The organism is Psychrobacter sp. APC 3281, from assembly GCF_030407815.1.
Lineage (GTDB): Bacteria > Pseudomonadota > Gammaproteobacteria > Pseudomonadales > Moraxellaceae > Psychrobacter.
In genome coordinates this window covers 234611-255634 of record NZ_JASDCS010000001.1, presented here as the reverse complement: position 1 = coordinate 255634, position 21024 = coordinate 234611, and the positions used below count along the sequence as shown (strand labels likewise).

20 protein-coding genes are annotated in these 21024 nt (G+C 43.5%); 12 read left to right on the top strand and 8 right to left on the bottom strand.

Going from position 1 to position 21024, the window contains the following annotated elements; translation table 11 throughout:
* Positions 1-76 precede the first annotated feature (76 nt).
* Both QL886_RS01045 and cysG read right to left on the bottom strand, forming a co-directional pair.
* Positions 77-1699 carry an exonuclease SbcCD subunit D C-terminal domain-containing protein gene (locus QL886_RS01045; protein WP_290177353.1) on the bottom strand — a complete coding sequence of 541 codons (1623 nt, stop codon included), beginning with the start codon at positions 1697-1699 and terminating at the stop codon, positions 77-79.
* A 152-nt stretch (positions 1700-1851) separates the two neighbouring features.
* Positions 1852-3492, bottom strand: coding sequence for a siroheme synthase CysG (gene cysG / locus QL886_RS01040; protein ID WP_201607186.1), 1641 nt, complete (start codon positions 3490-3492; stop codon positions 1852-1854).
* A 246-nt stretch (positions 3493-3738) separates the two neighbouring features.
* Here cysG and QL886_RS01035 point away from each other — a divergent pair, with 246 nt between their 5' ends.
* Positions 3739-3939 (top strand): hypothetical protein, encoded by a 201-nt coding sequence (locus tag QL886_RS01035; RefSeq protein ID WP_290177352.1) that lies wholly within the window; start codon positions 3739-3741, stop codon positions 3937-3939.
* 10 nt (positions 3940-3949) lie between these two features.
* A complete protein-coding gene (locus QL886_RS01030; protein ID WP_290177462.1) occupies positions 3950-4687 on the top strand; it encodes a WG repeat-containing protein in 738 nt (245 codons plus the stop codon).
* Between the two features lie 73 nt (positions 4688-4760).
* Here the strand turns inward: QL886_RS01030 and QL886_RS01025 are convergent, their stop codons facing one another.
* From QL886_RS01025 to QL886_RS01015, 3 genes are read right to left on the bottom strand one after another with little or no spacing between them, the layout of a single operon-like run.
* A complete protein-coding gene (locus tag QL886_RS01025; protein WP_290177351.1) occupies positions 4761-5399 on the bottom strand; it encodes a phosphoadenosine phosphosulfate reductase family protein in 639 nt (212 codons plus the stop codon).
* Between the two features lie 58 nt (positions 5400-5457).
* A complete protein-coding gene (locus tag QL886_RS01020) occupies positions 5458-6048 on the bottom strand; it encodes a DUF934 domain-containing protein (RefSeq protein WP_290177350.1) in 591 nt (196 codons plus the stop codon).
* Complete coding sequence (locus QL886_RS01015; RefSeq protein ID WP_102090738.1) at positions 6041-7726, bottom strand: nitrite/sulfite reductase; 1686 nt, start codon at positions 7724-7726, stop codon at positions 6041-6043. Before QL886_RS01015 ends, QL886_RS01020 begins: the two co-directional genes overlap by 8 nt.
* A gap of 343 nt (positions 7727-8069) precedes the next feature.
* Here QL886_RS01015 and sat point away from each other — a divergent pair, with 343 nt between their 5' ends.
* A complete protein-coding gene (gene sat / locus QL886_RS01010) occupies positions 8070-9332 on the top strand; it encodes a sulfate adenylyltransferase (protein ID WP_290177349.1) in 1263 nt (420 codons plus the stop codon).
* Positions 9333-9467: 135 nt separating this feature from the next.
* Here sat and QL886_RS01005 read toward each other — a convergent pair whose 3' ends face one another.
* The gene (locus QL886_RS01005; protein WP_290177348.1) at positions 9468-9962 is read right to left on the bottom strand and encodes a hypothetical protein; all 495 of its coding nucleotides are present in this window, start codon (positions 9960-9962) and stop codon (positions 9468-9470) included.
* A gap of 419 nt (positions 9963-10381) precedes the next feature.
* On the opposite strand from QL886_RS01005, the gene QL886_RS01000 reads away from it, so the two are divergent.
* The 5 genes from QL886_RS01000 to cysA all read left to right on the top strand — a co-directional run bounded on the left by QL886_RS01000 (position 10382) and on the right by cysA (position 15739).
* On the top strand, positions 10382-11509 hold the full coding sequence (locus tag QL886_RS01000; protein WP_290177347.1) for a sulfate ABC transporter substrate-binding protein: 1128 nt from the start codon (positions 10382-10384) through the stop codon (positions 11507-11509).
* Between the two features lie 259 nt (positions 11510-11768).
* Positions 11769-12860 (top strand): sulfate ABC transporter substrate-binding protein, encoded by a 1092-nt coding sequence (locus tag QL886_RS00995; RefSeq protein WP_290177346.1) that lies wholly within the window; start codon positions 11769-11771, stop codon positions 12858-12860.
* A gap of 223 nt (positions 12861-13083) precedes the next feature.
* Positions 13084-13968 carry a sulfate ABC transporter permease subunit CysT gene (gene cysT, locus QL886_RS00990; RefSeq protein WP_057760265.1) on the top strand — a complete coding sequence of 295 codons (885 nt, stop codon included), beginning with the start codon at positions 13084-13086 and terminating at the stop codon, positions 13966-13968.
* Between the two features lies 1 nt (position 13969).
* On the top strand, positions 13970-14920 hold the full coding sequence (cysW, locus tag QL886_RS00985; protein WP_160021719.1) for a sulfate ABC transporter permease subunit CysW: 951 nt from the start codon (positions 13970-13972) through the stop codon (positions 14918-14920).
* 96 nt (positions 14921-15016) lie between these two features.
* On the top strand, positions 15017-15739 hold the full coding sequence (gene cysA, locus QL886_RS00980; RefSeq protein ID WP_082624600.1) for a sulfate ABC transporter ATP-binding protein: 723 nt from the start codon (positions 15017-15019) through the stop codon (positions 15737-15739).
* A gap of 169 nt (positions 15740-15908) precedes the next feature.
* Here the strand turns inward: cysA and QL886_RS00975 are convergent, their stop codons facing one another.
* A complete protein-coding gene (locus QL886_RS00975) occupies positions 15909-16238 on the bottom strand; it encodes a metalloregulator ArsR/SmtB family transcription factor (protein WP_290177345.1) in 330 nt (109 codons plus the stop codon).
* 388 nt (positions 16239-16626) lie between these two features.
* Between QL886_RS00975 and QL886_RS00970 the strand changes: the two genes are divergently transcribed.
* The 3 genes from QL886_RS00970 to bfr (QL886_RS00960) all read left to right on the top strand — a co-directional run bounded on the left by QL886_RS00970 (position 16627) and on the right by bfr (QL886_RS00960) (position 18237).
* Positions 16627-16818 (top strand): (2Fe-2S)-binding protein, encoded by a 192-nt coding sequence (locus QL886_RS00970; protein WP_101205900.1) that lies wholly within the window; start codon positions 16627-16629, stop codon positions 16816-16818.
* Positions 16819-17200: 382 nt separating this feature from the next.
* Positions 17201-17689, top strand: coding sequence for a bacterioferritin (bfr, locus tag QL886_RS00965; protein ID WP_201607172.1), 489 nt, complete (start codon positions 17201-17203; stop codon positions 17687-17689).
* Positions 17690-17757: 68 nt separating this feature from the next.
* Positions 17758-18237 (top strand): bacterioferritin, encoded by a 480-nt coding sequence (gene bfr / locus QL886_RS00960; protein ID WP_101205899.1) that lies wholly within the window; start codon positions 17758-17760, stop codon positions 18235-18237.
* Positions 18238-18420: 183 nt separating this feature from the next.
* Here bfr (QL886_RS00960) and QL886_RS00955 read toward each other — a convergent pair whose 3' ends face one another.
* On the bottom strand, positions 18421-19797 hold the full coding sequence (locus QL886_RS00955) for a DHA2 family efflux MFS transporter permease subunit (RefSeq protein ID WP_290177344.1): 1377 nt from the start codon (positions 19795-19797) through the stop codon (positions 18421-18423).
* A 339-nt stretch (positions 19798-20136) separates the two neighbouring features.
* Here QL886_RS00955 and yghU point away from each other — a divergent pair, with 339 nt between their 5' ends.
* Positions 20137-20958 (top strand): glutathione-dependent disulfide-bond oxidoreductase, encoded by an 822-nt coding sequence (yghU, locus tag QL886_RS00950; protein ID WP_102093580.1) that lies wholly within the window; start codon positions 20137-20139, stop codon positions 20956-20958.
* Positions 20959-21024: the final 66 nt, after the last annotated feature.

Sequence of the window (21024 nt, the reverse complement as noted above, 5' to 3'; positions counted from 1 at the left end):
CTTATTATTAGTGATAGCAGCAATTGCAAAAATTTAGAAAGATAGAAAGAAGTGTGATAATGATTTACCACTTATATTATTCTGCCTGTTTGTCCTCATGATGTAAGTGATAAAGTATCTGACCATAGGCATCACGCAACGAGTCTTTTTGCGAATCAGCCACATCATTTATCGTCAAGCAGCGCTCAAACACTTCCATCTCATTTAAGTCTTGCAAGTTCTCAGAGGTTTGCTGCTGATTGAGGACTTTATTATAAGTACGAGTGTTTTTTATCTTAAGCACTTCACATGGCAACCCTTCTACCATTGCTTGCACTTGTTCACGCAAATCACTGACGATTTCGTCACCTGTATAGACAATCTCTAGCCAAATAGAGTCCGATTGTGTAAGCGCTTGAATGGTTTGTTCAATTGTGGTTAGGTCACCAGATATTTGCGCCAATTGTTGGAACTTTGGAATGGGTAGGGATACTACTTGCATCTGATTAGCGTCATCGCGATGTAGAATTTTATTGCTATTCACGGCGTCAGTAGAAGTTTCTCGAATGCTTTTATATTGCTCAGGCTGAATAGGAGTATTTTCTACGACAGTAGATTTTTTAACTTCCTCATCTTCTAATGGCTCATCAAAGCCAAACAAGTCATCCATGAAAGGCAGTGCCTGAGTCGCCACTTTTTCAGCGGTTTTTTCTGCTAATTTATCTACTGATTTTTTCACTTGGGCGACTTCAATGTCAGCAGCTGTATCGATAGCATGAGGAGTAATACTATCAGGTGCGACGTTTAACCCTAAAATGTCGTTATCAAAATGCTCTGCGGCACCAAACTGTACCAGCAATACTTGCTTTTGCTGTTTGGCCTCTCCGAAACCCATCGCGATGGGTGAGCCTGAATAGCGAATACTCTCACGACCGCCAACGCGCTGCGGTACGTGCAAATGCCCAAGAGCGACATAATCAAAGCCATCATTGAACATATCGGCAGATATTTTACCTAGTGAGCCGACATAGAGCTCGCGTACACCGTCATCCTCAGTTGTTTTGCCACCAGACGCGAATAGATGCCCTGTGGCGATGATAGGAATATATCGCTGATGCGTTTTTTTTAAGTCAGCTTGCTTAGTCTTCGCAATGTCTGCGACATTGTCATAATGCGCGCAAATACCAGCGATAACATTGGCGTCTTTGCTATCCGCGGACTCGCCAGCGCTACTGCTACGCACATCCCGATCGCGCAGATAGGGCACAGCGGCAATAATACAATGGGGGTTGTTGTCGTCATCACCCAAGACTAATACTTCATCATTCAAATCATCACAAGCCGTGCCAATTACATGTACGTTCAAAAATTTAAGCACATTGCTTGGCGCGTCTAAAAATGTTGGTGAATCGTGATTGCCTGCGACAATAACCACATGCTGACAGCAGGAGCGCGAGACCTTACCCAAAAACTCATAATACAACGCTTGGGCTTTATTGCTTGGGGTCATGGTGTCGAAGATATCACCCGCAACAATCAATATATCTACTTTTTGCGCGCTGATGGTGTCTTGTAGCCAATGCAGGAAGGACTCAAACTCTTCATAACGAAGACGCCCATACAGACGTCGCCCCAAGTGCCAGTCTGAGGTATGCAATATGGTCAAAGGTTTCATTTGCGTGGTTAAAGAAGAAGGCAAGCTAGCATCAGATATGGGCATAAGTAGACTATAAGTATGAGCAGTAGAAAGTCTTCATTCTAGCAAGAATCGTTGCATTTTGCGCTGTTGCCAAAAGAAAACCCTACCAATAATATACTGGTAGGGCTTTCTTTTTATTTAAGACTCATCATTTTACAGGTTAGCAGTAAGCGCTAGTCAACAATCAATTGCTCCAGACCATCTCCTTGCTGTGTTGCAAGATTTGCGACCATCGATAGGGCATGTGCTTGTTGGTCTATCGGTTGTTTGACTGCTTCACCTCTTGAGCCTTCACGCAACCAATTTTTAGCTATATCATCGCTGTTTTGACTGTGCTGCTGATTTTGTAAATTATACCAAGCCAAATCATGATGCAAGCTGACCACGTCGCCCATGATGAGAAGGGCAGGCGTTGGCAATTGTGCTTGTTCTTGTTTGGCAACAATCGTTGCAAGCGTACCTGTCAATACTTGCTGATTGGACATACTCGCATTAGAGACGATAGCAATCGGCGTCTCGCTACTACGACCAGCGTCAACCAAGCCTTCAGTCAAACGTGCCAGCGAGTGCAGACCCATATAAAATACGACCGTCTCATCAGTATTTAAGAAGCTTTTAAAGTTACTGTTGGGTGCGCCAGCCTTCAAAAATCCCGTCACAAAACGCACTGATTGTGAATGGTCACGGTGAGTGAGCGGAATGCCTGCATAGCTAGCAGCAGCATTGGCAGCGGTGATGCCTGGTACGACTTGATAAGGTACATTATGTGCTCGTAGGCTCTCTATCTCTTCGCCGCCACGTCCAAAGATAAATGGATCGCCACCTTTTAAGCGCACCACACGGCGACCTTGTTTGGCATGATTGACGAGCAGTTCATTGATGCCCAACTGCGCAACTGTATGATTGCTGCGCTTTTTACCGACAAACACTTTATCAGCATCACGGCGACATAAGTCCAACACCTGCGGTGAGACCAGTGCATCATAAAACACCACATCTGCTTGCTGCATTAGACGCAAGGCTTTGAAGGTCAAAAGCTCTGGATCACCAGGGCCTGCGCCCACAATGTAGACTTCACCAACGGCTGGTAAGCTTTTTTCTGACTCATCCGGTGCGACGTTCTTGATGGCATCTGACTCTCTAACCGAGTCTGTATCGTCGCTTTTCTTACTGATAGCAGCGGCAGTACTATCCAAATCAGCTTGCAGTTGTGCAGTCGCTTCAGTTTCATTACCGGCGAACATTAGCTGACTGACTTGGCCTTCAAATGCGCGCTCCCAAAACTGACGACGGCCAGTAAGCGTTGGTATCTTGGCTTTTACCTCACTGCGGAATTCACCTGCCAGCTTGGCTAATTTTCCATAGCCTTGCGGGATTAATGTCTCAAGGCGTGCCCGTAATAGCCGTGCCAATACTGGCGCTTTACCATTTGATGAGATACCAATCACAATGGGATTGCGATCGATAATGGCTGGAAAGATAAAGTCACATAAATGCGGGGTATCGACCACATTGACTGGAATGTTTAGCTCAGTCGCATCTGCATGAATTTGGTGGTTCAGCGTCTCATCGTCAGTCGCGGCAATGATTACCCGTGCGCCTGACATATAGGTTTTATTATAGTTCTCATAGATAAATTCATGTTTGCTGTCAGTGAGTAAGGCTTGTAGCTCGTGGCTGATATCGGGTGCAAGTATAGTGATACAGGCGCCTGCACGGCTGAGCAAGTCCGCTTTACGCAGTGCCACTTCGCCGCCGCCCACGATAAGCACTTTACGGTCTTCTAATTTAAAAAATAGCGGGAAGGTGTTCATAATGTCACCATATATTTAATTGTTTATTATAAAAGGTAGAAAAGATATAAGGAATGCCGCCATTATGAGGTATCACAGGCATACTCTCACCTAGTGAATTGGCATTAGCATATTCGTTTTTGTCATGTTAATGATGGTTTTTTGTGAGAAAGGGAATAGATTTTATGAGATATGATAGGCGTACTAGAGGTTTAGAAGGGCATAATTTTATATTTTTTAATTCAGAACAATTATGAAGGCATCATAATGAGTCAAAACAATACGTTTAATAGACTAAAAAAATCAAGTACTGTCTTTTTCGGACTTATTTTAGGGTTGCTAGTTAGTTCAGATGTACTAGCAGAATGCGCGTTGGCTGAAGGTTATAAGTTACCAAATGGGGTTGTATTTGATGAACACTGTGAGTTTGATGGTGAACTCGCGCCCGTAATAAAAGGTAGTAAGTAAGTATGGATTCATCGATAAGCAAGGTGTGATAAAAATACCAACACAGTATGACTTTCCAATTGCTTTTGTAGAAGGTCTAGCAAGTGTTCATAAGGACAACTTATCCGGATACATTAATATGCAGGGTGAAGTTGTTATACCTCTCAAATACAGCCTTACTTATCCATTTGAAGATGGTTTAGCTGTGGTTGTGGTAGATAATAGAAGAGGAGTCATTGACAAACAGGGACAGATAATTATTCCGATAATGTACGATGATTTGATGGGTTTTAATGAGGGTTTATCTGCAGTTGAGAACGAAGGGAAGTATGGATACATTGATATTAATAATAAGTTAGTTATTCCTTATGAATATGATTCTACTATTTCCTTTACAGAAGGCCTAGCAGCGGTTGAAAAAAATGAAAAGTTCGGATTTATAGATAGGCTAAATAATATCGTGATACCCATTGAATATTATAGTGTGACTTGGTTTTCAGGTGGTTTAGCCGTCGTTAATAATGATGATAAGTTTATGATCATTAATAGGTCGAATCAAGTAGTCAAAGAGCTAGACTATGCAATGGTCTTCCCCTTCATTAACGGATTAGCACTTGTCTATGATAACGGTAAGCATGGATTTATTGACAAAAATGGTGATGTAGCAATTGAATTAGACTATGATGACATTCCATTTATTGATCCTTTTAAAGATGGTGAATGGTTCTACATTAATAGACAAGGTAAACGTGTAGAAAAAAAGTTTTAAGTCCAATGAAAAACTGAAAAAAGCCCTTTCTTAAATAAAAGAAAGGGCTTTTCAAATTCATAAACAGCTGAAATTACAGCTGAGTATGCAAGCCACACTCACGGCTTTCTTCTACTTTCGTTGGATCAAAGTAGTCATGCTCGTTTGGCAAGTTGTGCTCATCTAAGTACACGTCTAGATCAGCATCTGTTTTTTCAAACAATGGCGCTACCTTTAGTACGCCGTCTTTTGATAAGCTAAGTACATCAAGACCTTGGCGGAACTCAGTTTGGTCTTTACGAATAGCATTGAACCACACATCTGGTTTTAGCTCAGAAAGGGCGCGGCGGAATGGCTCAAGTTTCACTTGTTCAGTGAACTCGCCATGTTGCGGGTTGTCAATGCCTGGGATGCCATTCATGGTGGCGTCACGATGGGCAGCGGTTTGTTTTGGAATATACGTCACGACGTTGAGATCAAGATCACGAATCAATTTGTTGGCAAACTGATAGGTCGCATCGGTGTTATAGCCTGAATCTACCCACAATACCGTGATGTCAGGGCGCTGCTTGGCAACCAAATGCAAGATCGCTGACTCATAAGGACGGAAGTTGGTGGTGATGATTGGGTTTTTGGCTTGCGTCAATGCCCACTCAACGATTTGCTCAGGTGATTTACCTTGCAAATCTTGGTTTGCTTGGTCGATATCTAGGTTTGGGTGTAATTGGCTCATAATACATTCCTTAATAATTGTTAATATAAAAATAGCGATTTGATAGTGAATAATAAAATCAGTTTTTTGAGAACATCGGTAATGCTGAAGCGTCTCGACCATCATAGCTACTGGCTAGGGCAGTGAAGGCTTGGCTAATATCAGATTTAGCATCATGCTCATTGAGTACAAAGCTGGTCGCACCAGCGCGCAGCAAATAAGCGATTTGATCACGACCAAACGCGCCTGCCATGCGAATATCACCTTCATAACCAAGCTGACGCAGGGTCTGTGCAAAACTAAAACCGCGACCGTCTACAAAACTTGGGACATGAATGACGATCAAGTCTTGCGTCAATAAAAAGTCTTTTACATCAGGCAGATCATCAGCATCGGTGTTGGATGTGATCCACACACCCAATCGGCTGCTGTGCTGCTTGAGGATATCCAATACTTGCGCGAGCAAACCGTTTGCCAGTTTGCCATCAGCATTTAATAAATCTGCTAGTGGGACAAGTACATCAACTTTTTCTTGTTTGTGTAACAGCTCAAGTAAGGTCAGGTTTGATAACGCGATACCGTCAGGCAGCTGCGCTGTCGCTAGCGCTTGCCAAGTATCTTTGCCACTGATGTCTGCGCCATGGCTATCAAGCACATGATGATTACCCATAGACCTTCTCCTTAAAGGGTGCAAGGCCAATACGATTGATCAGCTCACCAAAGCCTTCTACCTCATTCTCATTAGCCACGCGTTGCTCTAGATAGACATCTACTATCTTTTGTATCGTCGTCGCGACATCATCAGATGGCACCGCTTTACCCAATATCTTGCCGATTTTGGCGTCGTTACTAGAGTTTCCGCCGAGGCTGATTTGATACCAGTATTCGCCTTTTTTATCGACACCAAGGATACCGATATCGCCGGTATGATGATGCGCACAGGCATTCATACAGCCAGACATATTGAGGCGGATTTCACCCAAATCATAAAGATAGTCGAGATCATCAAATTGCTTTTCGATTTGTTCAGCGATATTGTGGGTTGTGGCATTGGCGAGCGAGCAAAAGTCCCAGCCTGGGCAGACGATCATATCGGTGAGGGTATTGATATTTGGACGGGCCAAATGTAGCGCAACCAACTGTTGCCATAGCTCGTATAAGCGGTTGGTTTGTACATCAGCGAAAACCAGATTTTGCTGATAGGTACCACGCAATTCACCAAAGCTATGTTCATCAGCGAGGTCGGCGAGGGCGTCCATTTGCGACTCACTGATATCACCTGAAGGCACGTACTTACCATTGACCAACCCTGCTTTTAACGAAATCACCACGGCGCGATAACCTGCGATTTTATGGGCGACCGTATTTTGGTTATACCAATTGGCAAAGTCTTTATCAGCGTTTAATTGCTGCTGCAAGTCCGACTGTACTTGGAGCGCATCAAAGCTTAGATAATCAGGTTCGGTAAAATAACTACTGGCTTTGTCAAAGTTGGCATCGGTTAGAGTTAATGAGCCATCTTTGGTGTGTGCTTCCCATTCAGCGTCGACCAGTTTAGCAAAGGCAGGACCGCCCATGCTCTCGACTAATATTTTGATACGCGCTTTGAATTTATTATCGCGGCGACCATGCAGATTATAGACGCGCAAAATCGCATCTAAATAGCTGAGTAAATGATGGCGTGGTAAAAATTTATTAATGGTTTTGCCAATCACTGGCGTACGTCCAAGCCCGCCACCAACAATCACCTCAAATCCAAGCTCGCCTTCTTCATTGGTTTTTAAATGCAGTCCGATATCATGCACCTGCGTCGCTGCCCGATCATTGGCGGTACCAATGACGGCAATCTTAAATTTGCGCGGTAAAAAGGCAAACTCAGGATGAAAGGTTGACCACTGGCGAATAATCTCACAATAAGGACGTGGATCGGCAATCTCTTCTTTATGAATACCGGCGTAAGGATCCGTTGTCGTATTACGGATACAGTTACCTGAGGTTTGGATGGCATGCATCTGTACCGATGCCAGCTCCGCCAAAATATCTGGCACTTCTTCAAGTTTTGGCCAGTTCAGCTGCATATTGGTACGGGTGGTCATGTGCCCATAGCCTTTATCATACTTACGGGTAATCTCAGCCAATTTGCGTAGCTGATAGCTGGCAAGCAAGCCGTAAGGAATGGCGATACGGAGCATAGGCGCATAACGCTGGATATAAAGACCGTTCTGCAAACGCAGCGGCAAAAATTGCTCTTCTGGCAGCTCGCCTGCCAAAAACCGTTCGGTTTGGTCGCGAAATTGGGCGACTCGTTCTTCTACCAAGGTTTGGTTAGCATAATTATATTGGTACATGACGTAATCTCAGTTTTGTTTTTAATCTTAAAATCAGCGACGAAAATGATTTGCGTGTGTAATAGGTTTTATTGCCGTTCGCAATGTAAATAATTCAGCTATACATCATATAAGCTTGTAGCCAGAAACATAAATTCCTTTCAGACATATCCATATCCAAACACAGCATAAATTTTCATAACGAAAGTTAGGTAGCCTATGCGTATCAAATTTAATGCCCAGTCGCTAGTACGCTACTTATTATCTAGCGACGGCTTTCTTCTCAGTTTTGTACATTTAATCGCTTTTGCATTTTTGCTCATCTCTTCCAACCATTCTTTTTATAAGAGGTTTTAATAACTATATGTCTCAAACTCAAAGCCAAACCCAATCACAATTCAAATCAAAGCTGGTTCCACCACATGGTAGTGCAGAGCTTAAGCCACTATTATTAAACGGTGCAGCACGTGAGCAAGCATTAGAACTTGCCAGCACATTGCCGACCATCACTCTAAGCTCACGTGAGCGTGGTGATTTAATCATGTTCGGTATTGGTGGTTTTACTCCGTTAAATGGTTTTATGAATCAAGCGGACTGGCAGGGCGTGGTAGACAACATGCGCTTGCAAAGCGGCGAAAACGTAGGCTTGTTTTGGCCGATTCCTATCACTTTGTCTGCGCCAAAAGAAACTGCGGATAATTTGAGTCAAGGCGACAAAGTAGCCTTGGTCGCTCAAGATGGCGAAGTCATGGGTATCTTGACAGTAGAAGAAACCTATACCATCGATAAAGAGCACGAGTGTCAGCAAGTATTTACGACCACGGATTCAGAGCATCCAGGCGTACAACAAGTATTGAGCCAAGAAGCCATCAATATTGCCGGTAGCGTTGAAGTGTTGAGCGAAGGTGAGTTCCCAACGTTATATCCAGAAATCTACAAAACGCCAGCAGAAACGCGCGCAATTTTAGATGCTAAAGGCTGGAAAACAGTGGCTGCATTCCAAACGCGTAATCCAATGCACCGCTCACATGAGTATTTGGCCAAGATTGCGATTGAGATCTGTGATGGTGTGTTGATTCATTCATTATTAGGGGCATTGAAACCTGGCGACATCCCAGCAGAAGTTCGTCAAGAAGCCATCAAAACCTTGATTGATAATTACTTCAAACAAGACACGGTCATTCAAGCAGGTTATCCATTAGATATGCGCTATGCTGGTCCACGTGAAGCCTTATTACATGCGTTATTCCGCCAAAACTATGGCTGTAGTCATCTGATCGTTGGTCGCGATCATGCTGGTGTGGGCGATTACTATGGCGCGTTTGATGCGCAAACCATTTTTGAACAGGTTGGCAAAGACGATCTCATCACCCAGCCGCTAAAAATTGGCTGGACGTTCTGGTGTAATGCTTGTAATGCGATGGCTTCTGACAAGACTTGCCCACATGACGCGTCTGAGCACGTTAAAGTGTCAGGTACTAAGCTGCGTAAAGCACTATCAGAAGACGAAGATGTACCAGATAACTTTAGCCGTCCAGAAGTGTTACAGATTTTGCGTGACTACTATGCTGGCATCGCAAAAGAAGAGCGTGCTGAGGTTAAATTAACGGGTGCATCTGCCGTATAAAAACTGATCATCAGTATAAAAAACTTGTACTAAGCCAGTCGTAAAAAAGGTGTCAGACTTATGGTCTGGCACCTTTCTGTTTTTATCATTATTTTAAAATGAAAAACACGTCCTAACACATGCTAGCGATGACTATTAAATCTCCAAACCTACTGCCAGCTTTTTATATTCTCCAGCAAGTGAGCCACCACCTGAGCAAAAATAGTTCAGTGCATACTTGTCTGGGCTGTCGATGATGAGGGTGTCATCCTTAAATTGAAAAAAAGCCGTACTGTCATTTACTTTTGCCTGAAAAATCGTACCGTGAGCAGTATCTTGGCCCATCAATGTCGCCTTACCATCGAAGTAACAAGTAGGTTTTTTGATATCGCTGCGTGAGCGAACTTTAATGTCAATCTGTCGATCACCATCTGCTCGTACCATCACGCCAACCCAATCATAGCCTTGTGCTCGTTTGTCGTAGTCGGCAGTAGCGTAATCCGCTGAAACCTTGTCTCCAAGAATATTGTTGTTACTCACTGGCATGGCTAGTGTTTCACTAGTGACTATTTTAACAGCGCTGTGGCTATCACTATTCACCGTAGGCGACATACTATTACAGCCTGTTAAAGCAGCTAGGGTAGAGGTCATTATTATTAGCCCTACAATAGAACGAAATTGACGGTATGGAGTATTCATATAAGGGCCTTTGGTCAAGTAGGAGGGTAAGGTTTGCATAGTAGCGAGATGATAAAAGGATTATTGATACAATAAGCTTTATGACGTACAAATAATGGTACAGCCTACCCAAGTCATAGTCTACTTAATAAACCTGTCAGCAACTACTCAACCCATTTTGTTCTTAATAATGCAAAACGAATGCAAAACGATTGCTCTTATCACTTATGCCAACTTCACTAGTCGATAAGCTAATTCGTCACTAAGCGTTTGCTATTTATGCTGCTAGCATAGCTTGCATCATCCCGACAACCGAACTCAAAAGATTGTAGGCCCTGTGATGATGGTCAAGATTTTGACAAAACGCTTCTAATACTTTTATCGAGAGCATCATGCAAAAAAAATTCCAACAAATCAGCATTGCTAGCATTCAATCAACTAATAATAAGCCTGTAAAAGCGCGTGTACTTGCTACCAGCGGCATGCTCGCAGCAGCGATGATAATGACAGGCTGCAGTCCAACCGAAGCGACGCAAGATGACGCGGCAAATAGTGCCAGTGGTGGGACACAGGATATTAATCTACTCAACGTCTCCTATGATGTGTCTCGCGACTTTTACAAAGACTACAACACTTTATTCAGTACCGACTATCAGAAGACTCATCCAAATAGCAAAGTAAATATCAATCAGTCGCATGGCGGCTCTAGTAAACAGGCGCTTTCTGTTGCCAACGGTTTGCAAGCGGATGTGGTGACCTTTAACCAAGAGAGCGATATGAACCTGTTGGTTGAGAAAGGTCTGGTCGCTTCTGATTGGCAGCAGGCACTACCCAATAATGCTGTGCCGTACACCAGTACCATGGTGCTACTGGTTCGTGCTGGCAATCCAAAAAACATTCAGGATTGGTCAGATTTAGCACGTAACGATATCGATGTGGTCACGCCCAATCCCAAGACCAGTGGTACAGCGCGTTATGCCTTTTTGGGGGCTTACGGCTATGGCTTGCACCAATTCAAAGAAAACAGTAGCGACAACCCTGTTAAAACCAATGACTTTATCAAAAAGCTGTTGGCAAACGTGGTCACTTATGACAATGGCGCACGTGCTGCGACGACCAGTTTTACCCAGCGCGGCCTAGGTGATGTACTCATCACCACCGAAAATGAGGCGAATTTGGCCGCTCAGCAATTTGCCATGGGTCAGGTCGATATTGTCTATCCCAGTTACTCGATTACGATTGCCAACCCAGTAGCAGTCGTCACGGCAGTGACTGATAAAGTGGGCAAGACCGAAGCGGCAAGTGCCTATCTAAAAGGATTATGGGACAAGCCTGCACAAGAGCTGATGGCAAAAATGTATATGCGTCCGAGTGATGAGCAAATACTTGTCGCCCACAAGGACACATTACCTGATATTGAAACGTTTGAGCCTGTCGCCGTCTTTGGCCCATGGGCAGAGATTATGGATACTTTCTTTGTAGACGGTGGTCGTTTCGATCAGCTGGCAAGTACTAAGTAGTCGTTAATTTCTGGCTTGTAGAATGATCTGTCTTGGCCGTTATCAGTGAAACACGGACAAGATAGACAAGACGTATCCAATGTTAAAATCAGAAAACAGTTGGTTATGCGTATATAATTTTTCATAAATTATTGATATGATTGGCTTTACCTGCTTGTTATTCCCTTTTGGCAATAACATACGCATATTCATCATTAAACATAATAAGATGGCGCTGTTAGCATACTTGCATTACACAACAGACATCTTTGAGGTATTTATGACAGACGTAGCTCGTTATCAACAAAAGAGTAAAACCCTTAGTGCCTTGAGCATTGCTGGCGTTGCTCTGACATTGGGTCTAGCTGGCTGTAGCAACAGTGAGACTACTGAGGCGGCAGCTGACGGTTCAGCGACGACAGAAGGGCAGAATATTGAACTACTCAATGTCTCATACGATGTGGCACGTGACTTCTATAAAGACTACAACCCTTTGTTTGTTGAGCATTATAAAGCTGAGCATCCAGACAGCAAGATTCTAATCAAGCAGTCACATGGCGGCTCAAGCAAACAGGCATTGTCTGTGGCTAATGGTCTACAAGCCGATGTTGCCACCATGAACCAAGGCTCTGATATCGAGCTACTTGAGAAAAAAGGCTTGGTTGAGTCAGATTGGGAAAGCAAATTCCCTGACAACGCAGTGCCGTTTACCAGTACGATCGTATTTTTGGTACGTAAAGACAATCCAAAAAATATCAAAGACTGGGAAGATTTGACCAAAGACGGTGTTGAGATTGTCATGGCCAATCCAAAGGTCACAGGTAACGGTCGTTATGCATTCTTAGGCGCCTACGGTTATGGTCTACATGCTTTTAATCAAGATGAAACAAAAGCTAAAGGCTACGTAAAAGACATGCTAAAAAATGTCAAAGTTTATGAGAACGGCGGACGTGCCGCGACAACGACTTTCGTACAGCGCGGTATTGGTGATGTGTTGGTTACTTTTGAAAACGAAGCCAACCTTGCAGCGACTGATTTTGGCGCGGGTCAAGTAGACATCGTTTATCCAAAATACTCGATCAAATCAGAAAGCCCTGTGGCAGTTGTGAAGACGGTAACAGATAAAAAAGGCACTACAGACGCTGCCAAAGCGTATCTTGATTACTTATGGAGTGAGCCTGCTCAGCAGCTAGCGGCCAATCTATATCTACGTCCTAGCGTTAAGAGCGTGCTTGACAAAAACGGTGACAAATTACCGCCAGTTGAGACTTTCCGTCCGAACGATACCTTTGGCACATGGGATGAGATCATGAGCACTTACTTCAGTGATGGCGGTGTGTTTGACCAATTGGCAATTAACGCGCCTCAGTAATCGCGAGCTGAGTACTTAGAGCAGCTACTGCGCTAAACACTGAAACGGATTAACTCAATTAATCGTACAGTCAGTCATGAAGCACCCCATAAAGGACATGGTCGTACGCACTATGTCCTTTATATCATAAGCCGACCAATAATAATTTTGATAACAATGGTAATAATGGTCTTACAGTGAGCACCCTCGCTAAGTACCATCAGTTAGGCAATAGGACACCACTATGAGTGCAACATCTTCTTCTGCCAGTAAGCCCGGCAATAAAAAAGGTTGGCTGACCCGTTTGCGTCAGCGCAATGTGCTACCCGGGTTCGGTCTGAGCATGGGTATTACTGTCTTTAGCTTGTCGTTATTGGTGGTACTACCGTTTGCCATGATGGCTTATACCACAACGCAGATGGGTTGGACTGGCTTTTGGGAAACTATTACCCAGCCGCAAGTCACTGCCGCTATCAAGCTGAGCTTATGGATGTCGTTTTTGGCGATGCTGACCAATATGGTATTTGGCACACTGGTTGCATGGGTGCTTGTGCGCTATGAGTTTTGGGGCAAGTCACTGATTAATGCCTTGGTGGATTTGCCATTTGCACTACCAACGGCCGTTACAGGTATCTCGCTTGCCACTTTATATGCGCCTAATGGCTTGATTGGTCAATGGTTTGCCAAGTTCGATATTCAGGTCGCTTTTACGCCAATAGGTATTTGGCTCGCACTGGTTGTGGTGAGCTTCCCCTTTATTGTTCGCGCGGTGCAGCCAGTACTCGCTGAGCTATCGGTTGAGTTTGAAGAAGCGGCTGCGGTATTGGGCGCCAATCGATTAACGACTTTTCGCAAAGTAATTTTACCAGAGCTATTGCCAGCCTTGTTAATGGGCGCAGGTATGATGTTTGCTCGTGCCACTGGCGAGTATGGCTCAGTTATCTTTATCGCGGGCAATATTCCGATGCAGTCTGAGATTTTGCCGCTCATCATCATCAGTAAGCTTGAGCAATTTGATATTCAAGGTGCTTCTGCGGTTGCATTATTTATGCTACTCATATCATTTGTCATCTTGTTGACCATCAATATCATGCAGTGGAAACTGTCGCGCCGTGTAGGAGCTCGCTAATATGCAAATATCTAATAGCTACGACTACCAAAGCAACGCTGCGACTAAAGATACGCCATGGATACGCCGTACCTTTATTGCCATTGCGGTGTTATTCATGATTGTCATGTTGGTTATTCCATTACTGGCTGTGTTTTACGAAGCCTTTAAAAATGGTTGGCAGTTGTATATTGCTTCATTAGTAGACCCTGAAGCCTTGCAAGCCATCAAGCTGACGCTCATCACGGCAGGCATTGTCTTACCGATTAATATGGTAATGGGAATTGCAATTGCGTGGTTGGTCACGCGTTACCAGTTTAAAGGTAAGCAGCTGGTCACCACTTTGCTAGATTTGCCATTTTCGGTATCGCCAGTGGTTGCAGGCTTGATGTTTGTGCTGCTGTTTGGACTGAACTCTACTATCGGCGGTTGGCTTGAGAGTATGGGTTTCCAAGTAATATATGCGGTGCCTGGTATCATTTTGGCGACGTTGTTTGTGACCTTTCCTTTTGTTGCGCGTGAGCTGATACCATTGATGCAGACTCAAGGCGACTCTGAAGAGCAAGCAGCGCTAACACTAGGTGCGACTGGCTGGCAAACATTTTGGCATGTGACATTGCCTAATATAAAATGGGCGCTGCTATACGGTTTGATTCTGACCAATGCCCGTGCGATGGGTGAGTTTGGTGCGGTCAGCGTGGTTTCCGGTCACATTCGCGGCGAGACCAACACCATGCCGCTATTGGTTGAGATTGCCTATAACGATTATAACTTTACCGCTGCGTTTGCCTTATCAAGCATATTGGCTGCATTAGCCTTAGTGACACTACTGATTCAGCAAGTCATGACCAAGATACAAGAGCGTAAATTTGCCAAGTCTGAGCGGCTTGCCAGTGCACCTGAGCTGCCAGTAAGTGCTAACGCCACTGTCGCCACTGAATCGACGAGTGCGGACAGTACTGGCAAGGTATAACTGCCATTATCTGATAAATGATGTTAATACTACGGATGCAGTCGCTACTCAGCTACTTGCCACGATACGACAAAAGATATAATAAGAGATACGATTATGAGCATTGAGATTCGCAACGTTAATAAAAAATTCGGCAATTTTACCGCTTTAGATAATATCAATATCACGGTGCCGACTGGCAAACTGACGACGTTACTAGGTCCGTCAGGCTGCGGTAAGACCACTTTGCTACGTATTATCGCAGGTCTAGAGTATGCTGACTCTGGGCAGGTATTGTTCGATGAGCTGGATGTGACCAATACCCCAGTCCAAAAACGCCATATTGGCTTTATGTTTCAGCATTATGCACTGTTTCGCCATAAGAACATCGCGGATAATGTGGCGTTTGGTCTGACCTTGTTGCCAAAAAACGAGCGTCCGAGCAAAGCTGATATCAATAAGCGTGTGGCAGAGCTCTTAGACCTCGTACAGCTACCACAGGTTGCCAATGCTTATCCGCATCAGCTATCAGGTGGTCAGCGTCAGCGTATAGCATTAGCACGTGCACTTGCTGTCAAACCGAAGCTGTTGCTGTTAGATGAGCCGTTTGGTGCACTAGATGCCAAAGTTCGTAAAGAGCTGCGCACATGGCTAAAAAACATCCACCACGAGCTTGGTATCACCAGTATCATGGTAACGCATGATCAAGAAGAAGCACGTGCGGTATCAGATGAGATCGTCGTGATGAATCAGGGCCGAGTAGAGCAGGTGGGCACGTCAGAGGAGCTGATACACCAGCCAGCCAACGCCTTTATCAGCGATTTCTTAGATCTTGTATAAGCATTTGATCTAGCGCAATTTAAGTCAAATCATCAACATTTAAGCCAAAAAAAGACCTACGAGAGTAGGTCTTTTTTGGTCTGCGCATTGCTGCGGATCTATTGGCTCAAATGCTTTTTACAAAGCGCAGTCAATGAGCCAAAAGTCCAAGCGGACAATAGAATAGTATCTAAGCAAGATCCGATACATCTCTACTAGTGCCTCTAGGAGTGATTTGCTCGTAGGTGATGTCTAAGATATCTTGACACCAATCTGGTAAATCATTAGCGACCTCATACCACATCCAAGTACCGTCACGCACACAGCTCAAAATACCCAATTTTTTCAAATGGTTTAGGTGGCGTGATATCGTTGGTTGTGGCTGGTCAAGCATATCTACCAAATCACCCACGCAACGTGCTTCTTTCTTAAAAAGAATTTGAAATATTTTTAGACGTGTCGGATCAGATAGGACTTTGAATAAATCGATAGGTCGTATCGTAAAATTATTATCAGACATAGGAGAATTCCAATGGGCTTCGTTAATAGGGGTTCAATATAACAGCAGTTATCTACAAAATCGATTAAAAAATAAGCAAATTTACAGTTCATCGTTAATTTACTACCTTTGACAATATTCGGTTACACGCACACTTATATCCACTTACATAAATGAACTGCCTGTAATACAAGGATACTGTCTCAACGAATAAATATATCGAATGTGATTGAAAATGATAATAATTATCGTTATTATACTGCAAGCGATAAACGTGATTTCAACGACTAAGTTTTCATTGCTAAAAAACAGTAAATTATCCGTTTATCAATGGCACTTATCACAAAGGTTTTTATATAAGTGTCGTATGCCGTCATTATCGAATAGTGGTATTCCGAGGAGCCAATCCATGTACGTATGTATCTGTAACAACGTAAAAGAAAAGCAAATCAAAGCAGCTATTGCTGCAGGTGTCGATACGCTCGATGGTCTAAAAGATACGCTCGACGTAGCAACGTGCTGTGGCTGCTGTGAGCCGATGGTCAATGACTACCTAGACGAACATCATGCAAAACTCGATAATCTAGCGTACGCCGTTTAAACACTGTTAATCACACATTCTCATTATCTAGTGCAATAAGACCTAACACGATAAATTGTATTCAGTATTTTGCATCTAACTCTATTTATTATACATAAGGAGTAGGGTGCAAGCGTCCGTATAACCTCATTCATACACCAACACGAACTATATTAAATAGGCTCATGCCAGTTGTAGCTAATTATGATTCTCAATTAGCATCTTATTCTTAGTTCATAACGTTACACCCTATACTGCGCCTGTATGCTACTATATTTACCTGAGATTAGAAGCCATTTTATTGATTTTGATTTTTACTGATCAGTTCGCCAATTATGCTATCCTTATATAATAAATTGTGGATGTATGGTGATCGGTAAAAATAAATAGGGGAGTACGCGTTATGATAGGTAGCCAGAAAGTCATTGATTATTTGAATTTCTTACTAGGTGGTGAGCTTGCCGCTCGTGACCAATATTTTATCCATTCAGAGATGTATGCTGAGTGGCACTATGGCAAGTTATACGACCGTATCCATCATGAAATGGAAGACGAAACGCTACACGCACAGAACATCATTCGCCGTATCTTGATGTTGAGTGGCACGCCAAAGATGTCGGTCGATGCTATCCATATCGGTGCGACTGTCCCTGAGATGTTGCAGTTTGACCTAGATTTAGAGTATCAAGTACAAAAGCATCTAAAAGAAGGTATCGCACTTTGCGAAGCAGAGCATGACTATGTCACGCGTGAGATGTTGGTCGAGCAATTGAAAGACACCGAAGAAGACCATGCGCATTGGCTTGAGCAGCAGCTCCGTCTCATCGACATGATTGGTCTACCGAATTACCTACAAAGCCAAGTGGCTGAAGTCACTCCTAATATTGTCTGATATCATCCTACGTATGAATAGCATACGTAGTATTTAGCATAAATAACAGAAGTTAAGGGAGAAAGGTAATGACAGGGGATAAAGAAGTTATTCGCGCGTTAAATAAGGTACTTGGGCAGTCACTGATTGCCATCAACCAGTATTTTTTGCATGCACGTATTGCACGTCATTGGGGGCTAGAGGCGCTTAATGACTCATTATATAAGCAATCTATTGCTGAGATGAAATGGTCAGATGACTTGATTGCTCGTATTTTATTGCTAGGTGGTTTGCCAAACTTGCAAGAACTGGGCAAAGTATTGGTTGGCGAAGATGTACCAGAAATTATCGAGTGCAACTTACGTCTTGAGAGACAAAAGTTCGATATTATTACTGATGCCGTTACCTTATGTGAGACAAAGTCTGACTATGTCTCTCGCCAGCTATTAGTCACGCTAAAAGATGGCAATGAAGAGTATGAAGACTGGTTAGAGACGCAGCAGGACTTGATTGAGAGCATTGGTGTAGAGCGCTACATCCAATCGCAAATGAATGATGATGACGCATAATAGTATTAATTATTAATGTAAATCCTTATAAAAAAAGCCAGTATAAGATTGATAATCCAATCGCATACTGGCTTTTTTCTGTTTACAGATAAGACATTTCTAATATTTCGACTATACAGAATAGAGACGTGTTGTACGTAAAGTCTCACTCAATAGAAAGCTTGTCTCGATTGAAGACACGCCCTAGTATAAACCGCGGCCATCTTCAGGTTTCAGACGTAAAAAATACAGCCCTGAGAGAATGGTCAAAATGCCCAATATCCAATAAGTGGTTTGGAACGCTACTAACGTATCCATCTGTAGACGCTCACGTAATAGATTCAACACAGCAGCACCGAACGCAATACCGAAGCTAATCGCTAATTGCTGATTGACCGCCATTAAGCTATTACCGCTACTAGTTTGTGTGCCCTGTAAATCGCCAATCGTAATCGTGTTCATCGCACTAAACTGCATAGAGTTGCAGGCACCCATGATGGTCAGGATAGGTATAAACCATAGCCACTGCGAGGCATCATTAAACTGCGCTAGTACAATGATAAGTGAGCCCATAAACAAGGTATTGTAGACCAGTACTTTACGATAGCTAAACCGCTGAATAATTTTGCTAACCCAAGGTTTGATACCTATAGCACCCACCGCAATCGGAGCAAGCAGCCAACCTGCCTGCGAAGGTGAGTACTCAAACACCACTTGTAGTAATAAGGGCAGCAAAAAGGGCACGGCACTGATACCAAGCCGCGTAAACAAATTGCCTGTAATACCAATTCGAAAGGTGCGAATATCAAACAAGCTGAGTGGAAACAGGGGAGCTGCTCGCCGTTTGGCATGCCAGACATACGCGCCTATCAATAGACTTGCGCCCAACCCGAGTAATAGCCCATAAACCCCGCGACCTGTCTGTGAACCAAACTCGACAGCCAGTGTAAACCCGCAAGCAGCGGCAGCAAACAATACAAACCCTGTCCAATCAAGACGCTTAGTATCTTCATATAGCGCTGGCACCAGTTTTTTGCCCATAATAAAACCTGCCACGCCCATCGGTATATTGATCAAAAATATCCAATGCCAGCTGGCATATTGCACGATATAGCCGCCCAATACTGGACCGACTAATGGTGCAACCAATGCAGGTATCACAGCGAAATTCATCACAGTGAGCAGTTTATTGCGCGGATAAGACTTAACCAATATCAAACGAGCGACAGGCGTCATCATCGCACCGCCGATACCCTGTACCACACGTGAGGCAACCAAAAAATCTAGCGTTTGCGATGTAGCACACAGTAATGAGCCAATACAAAAAATGATGACCGCGGATAGAAATACGCGGCGTGTGCCATATTTATCCGCTAAAAAACCACTGATAGGGATAAAAATCGCCAAGGTTAATGCATAGCTGATGACGGCCCATTGCATCTTCAATGGTGACTCACCCAGTGCTTGCGCCATTTGTGGCAACGAGGTATTCAAAATAGTAGCGTCTAAAATCTGCATAAATAGCGCTACCGCTAGCACATAGGGTAAGTATTTATCTTGAGTCGGGGTGAGCGTTACCATGTGAGTCCCATTGAACGTCTCGTTATGAAGTAAGAAAATAGCGGATTTGCGAACAGATCACTATGCAAGCTGAGTAGTATAAGAAAGCTTAACTCATAATAAAAGTGACTCAAAGTAACTGATATAAGATAACTTATATAAGAGCAACGATGCGAAGGATTGCTAAAAAGGAAAAGAGGCGAAACAAGACAAGAAATTCGATGCGTGCTAATAGCTCGTCTCTTTTTACTTTAGCAGTAGAAACACAACATTGATTACAAGAGAGGACTTTAATATCGTTACGAGTTCTCGTTATAGTAAACCTTCACGGCAGTCATAAATACAAACCGAGGATAAATTATGAGTCAAGATAATAATAAATACGTACCACCAAAAGTTTGGACACAAGATAAAGACAACGGCGGCAAGTTTGCTAGTATTAATAGTCCAACGTCTGGAGCTCGCTATGATAAAGAGCTGCCTGTTGGCAATGCTCCGTTACAGCTGTACTCGTTAAATACGCCAAATGGTGTCAAGGTAAACATACTATTAGAAGAGCTGGCAGAGCTTGGCATTGACGGAGCAGCATATGATGCCTATAAAATCGATATTTCTAAAGGTGAGCAGTTTGGCTCAGGGTTCGTAGAGATAAACCCTAATTCAAAGATTCCAGCCTTGGTCGATCATTCTACTGATACAGCAGAGGGGCCGATAGCACTCTTTGAGTCGGGTGCTATCTTAATGTATCTAGCAGAAAAGTTTGATAAGTTCCTACCACTGGCTACTGGCAAAGCGCGAGCAGATTGTTTGTCTTGGATTATGTGGCAAATGGGTAGCGCGCCTTTCTTAGGTGGCGGCTTTGGACACTTTTATGCGTATGCGCCTGAACCTCTAGAGTACCCAATCAACCGCTATACGATGGAAACCAAGCGTCAGCTCGATGTATTAGATACGCATTTAAAAGATAATGAGTACCTGTGCGGCAATGATGAATCTGATTACAACATTGCGGATATGATTGTCTGGTCTTGGTATGGTCAGTTGGCACTAGGTAAGCTCTATGACGCGGCAGAATTTTTACAAGTAGAAGACTATAAACACTTGCAGCGTTGGGCTAAGAAAATCGCTGAACGTCCTGCGGTTAAACGTGCAGTAGCGCTAGAGCTAAAACCAATCGACTAAACTAAGTACTCAATACAGTTTAGATCTAACAGTACATTTTAAGCATAAATAAACCTTAAACACAGC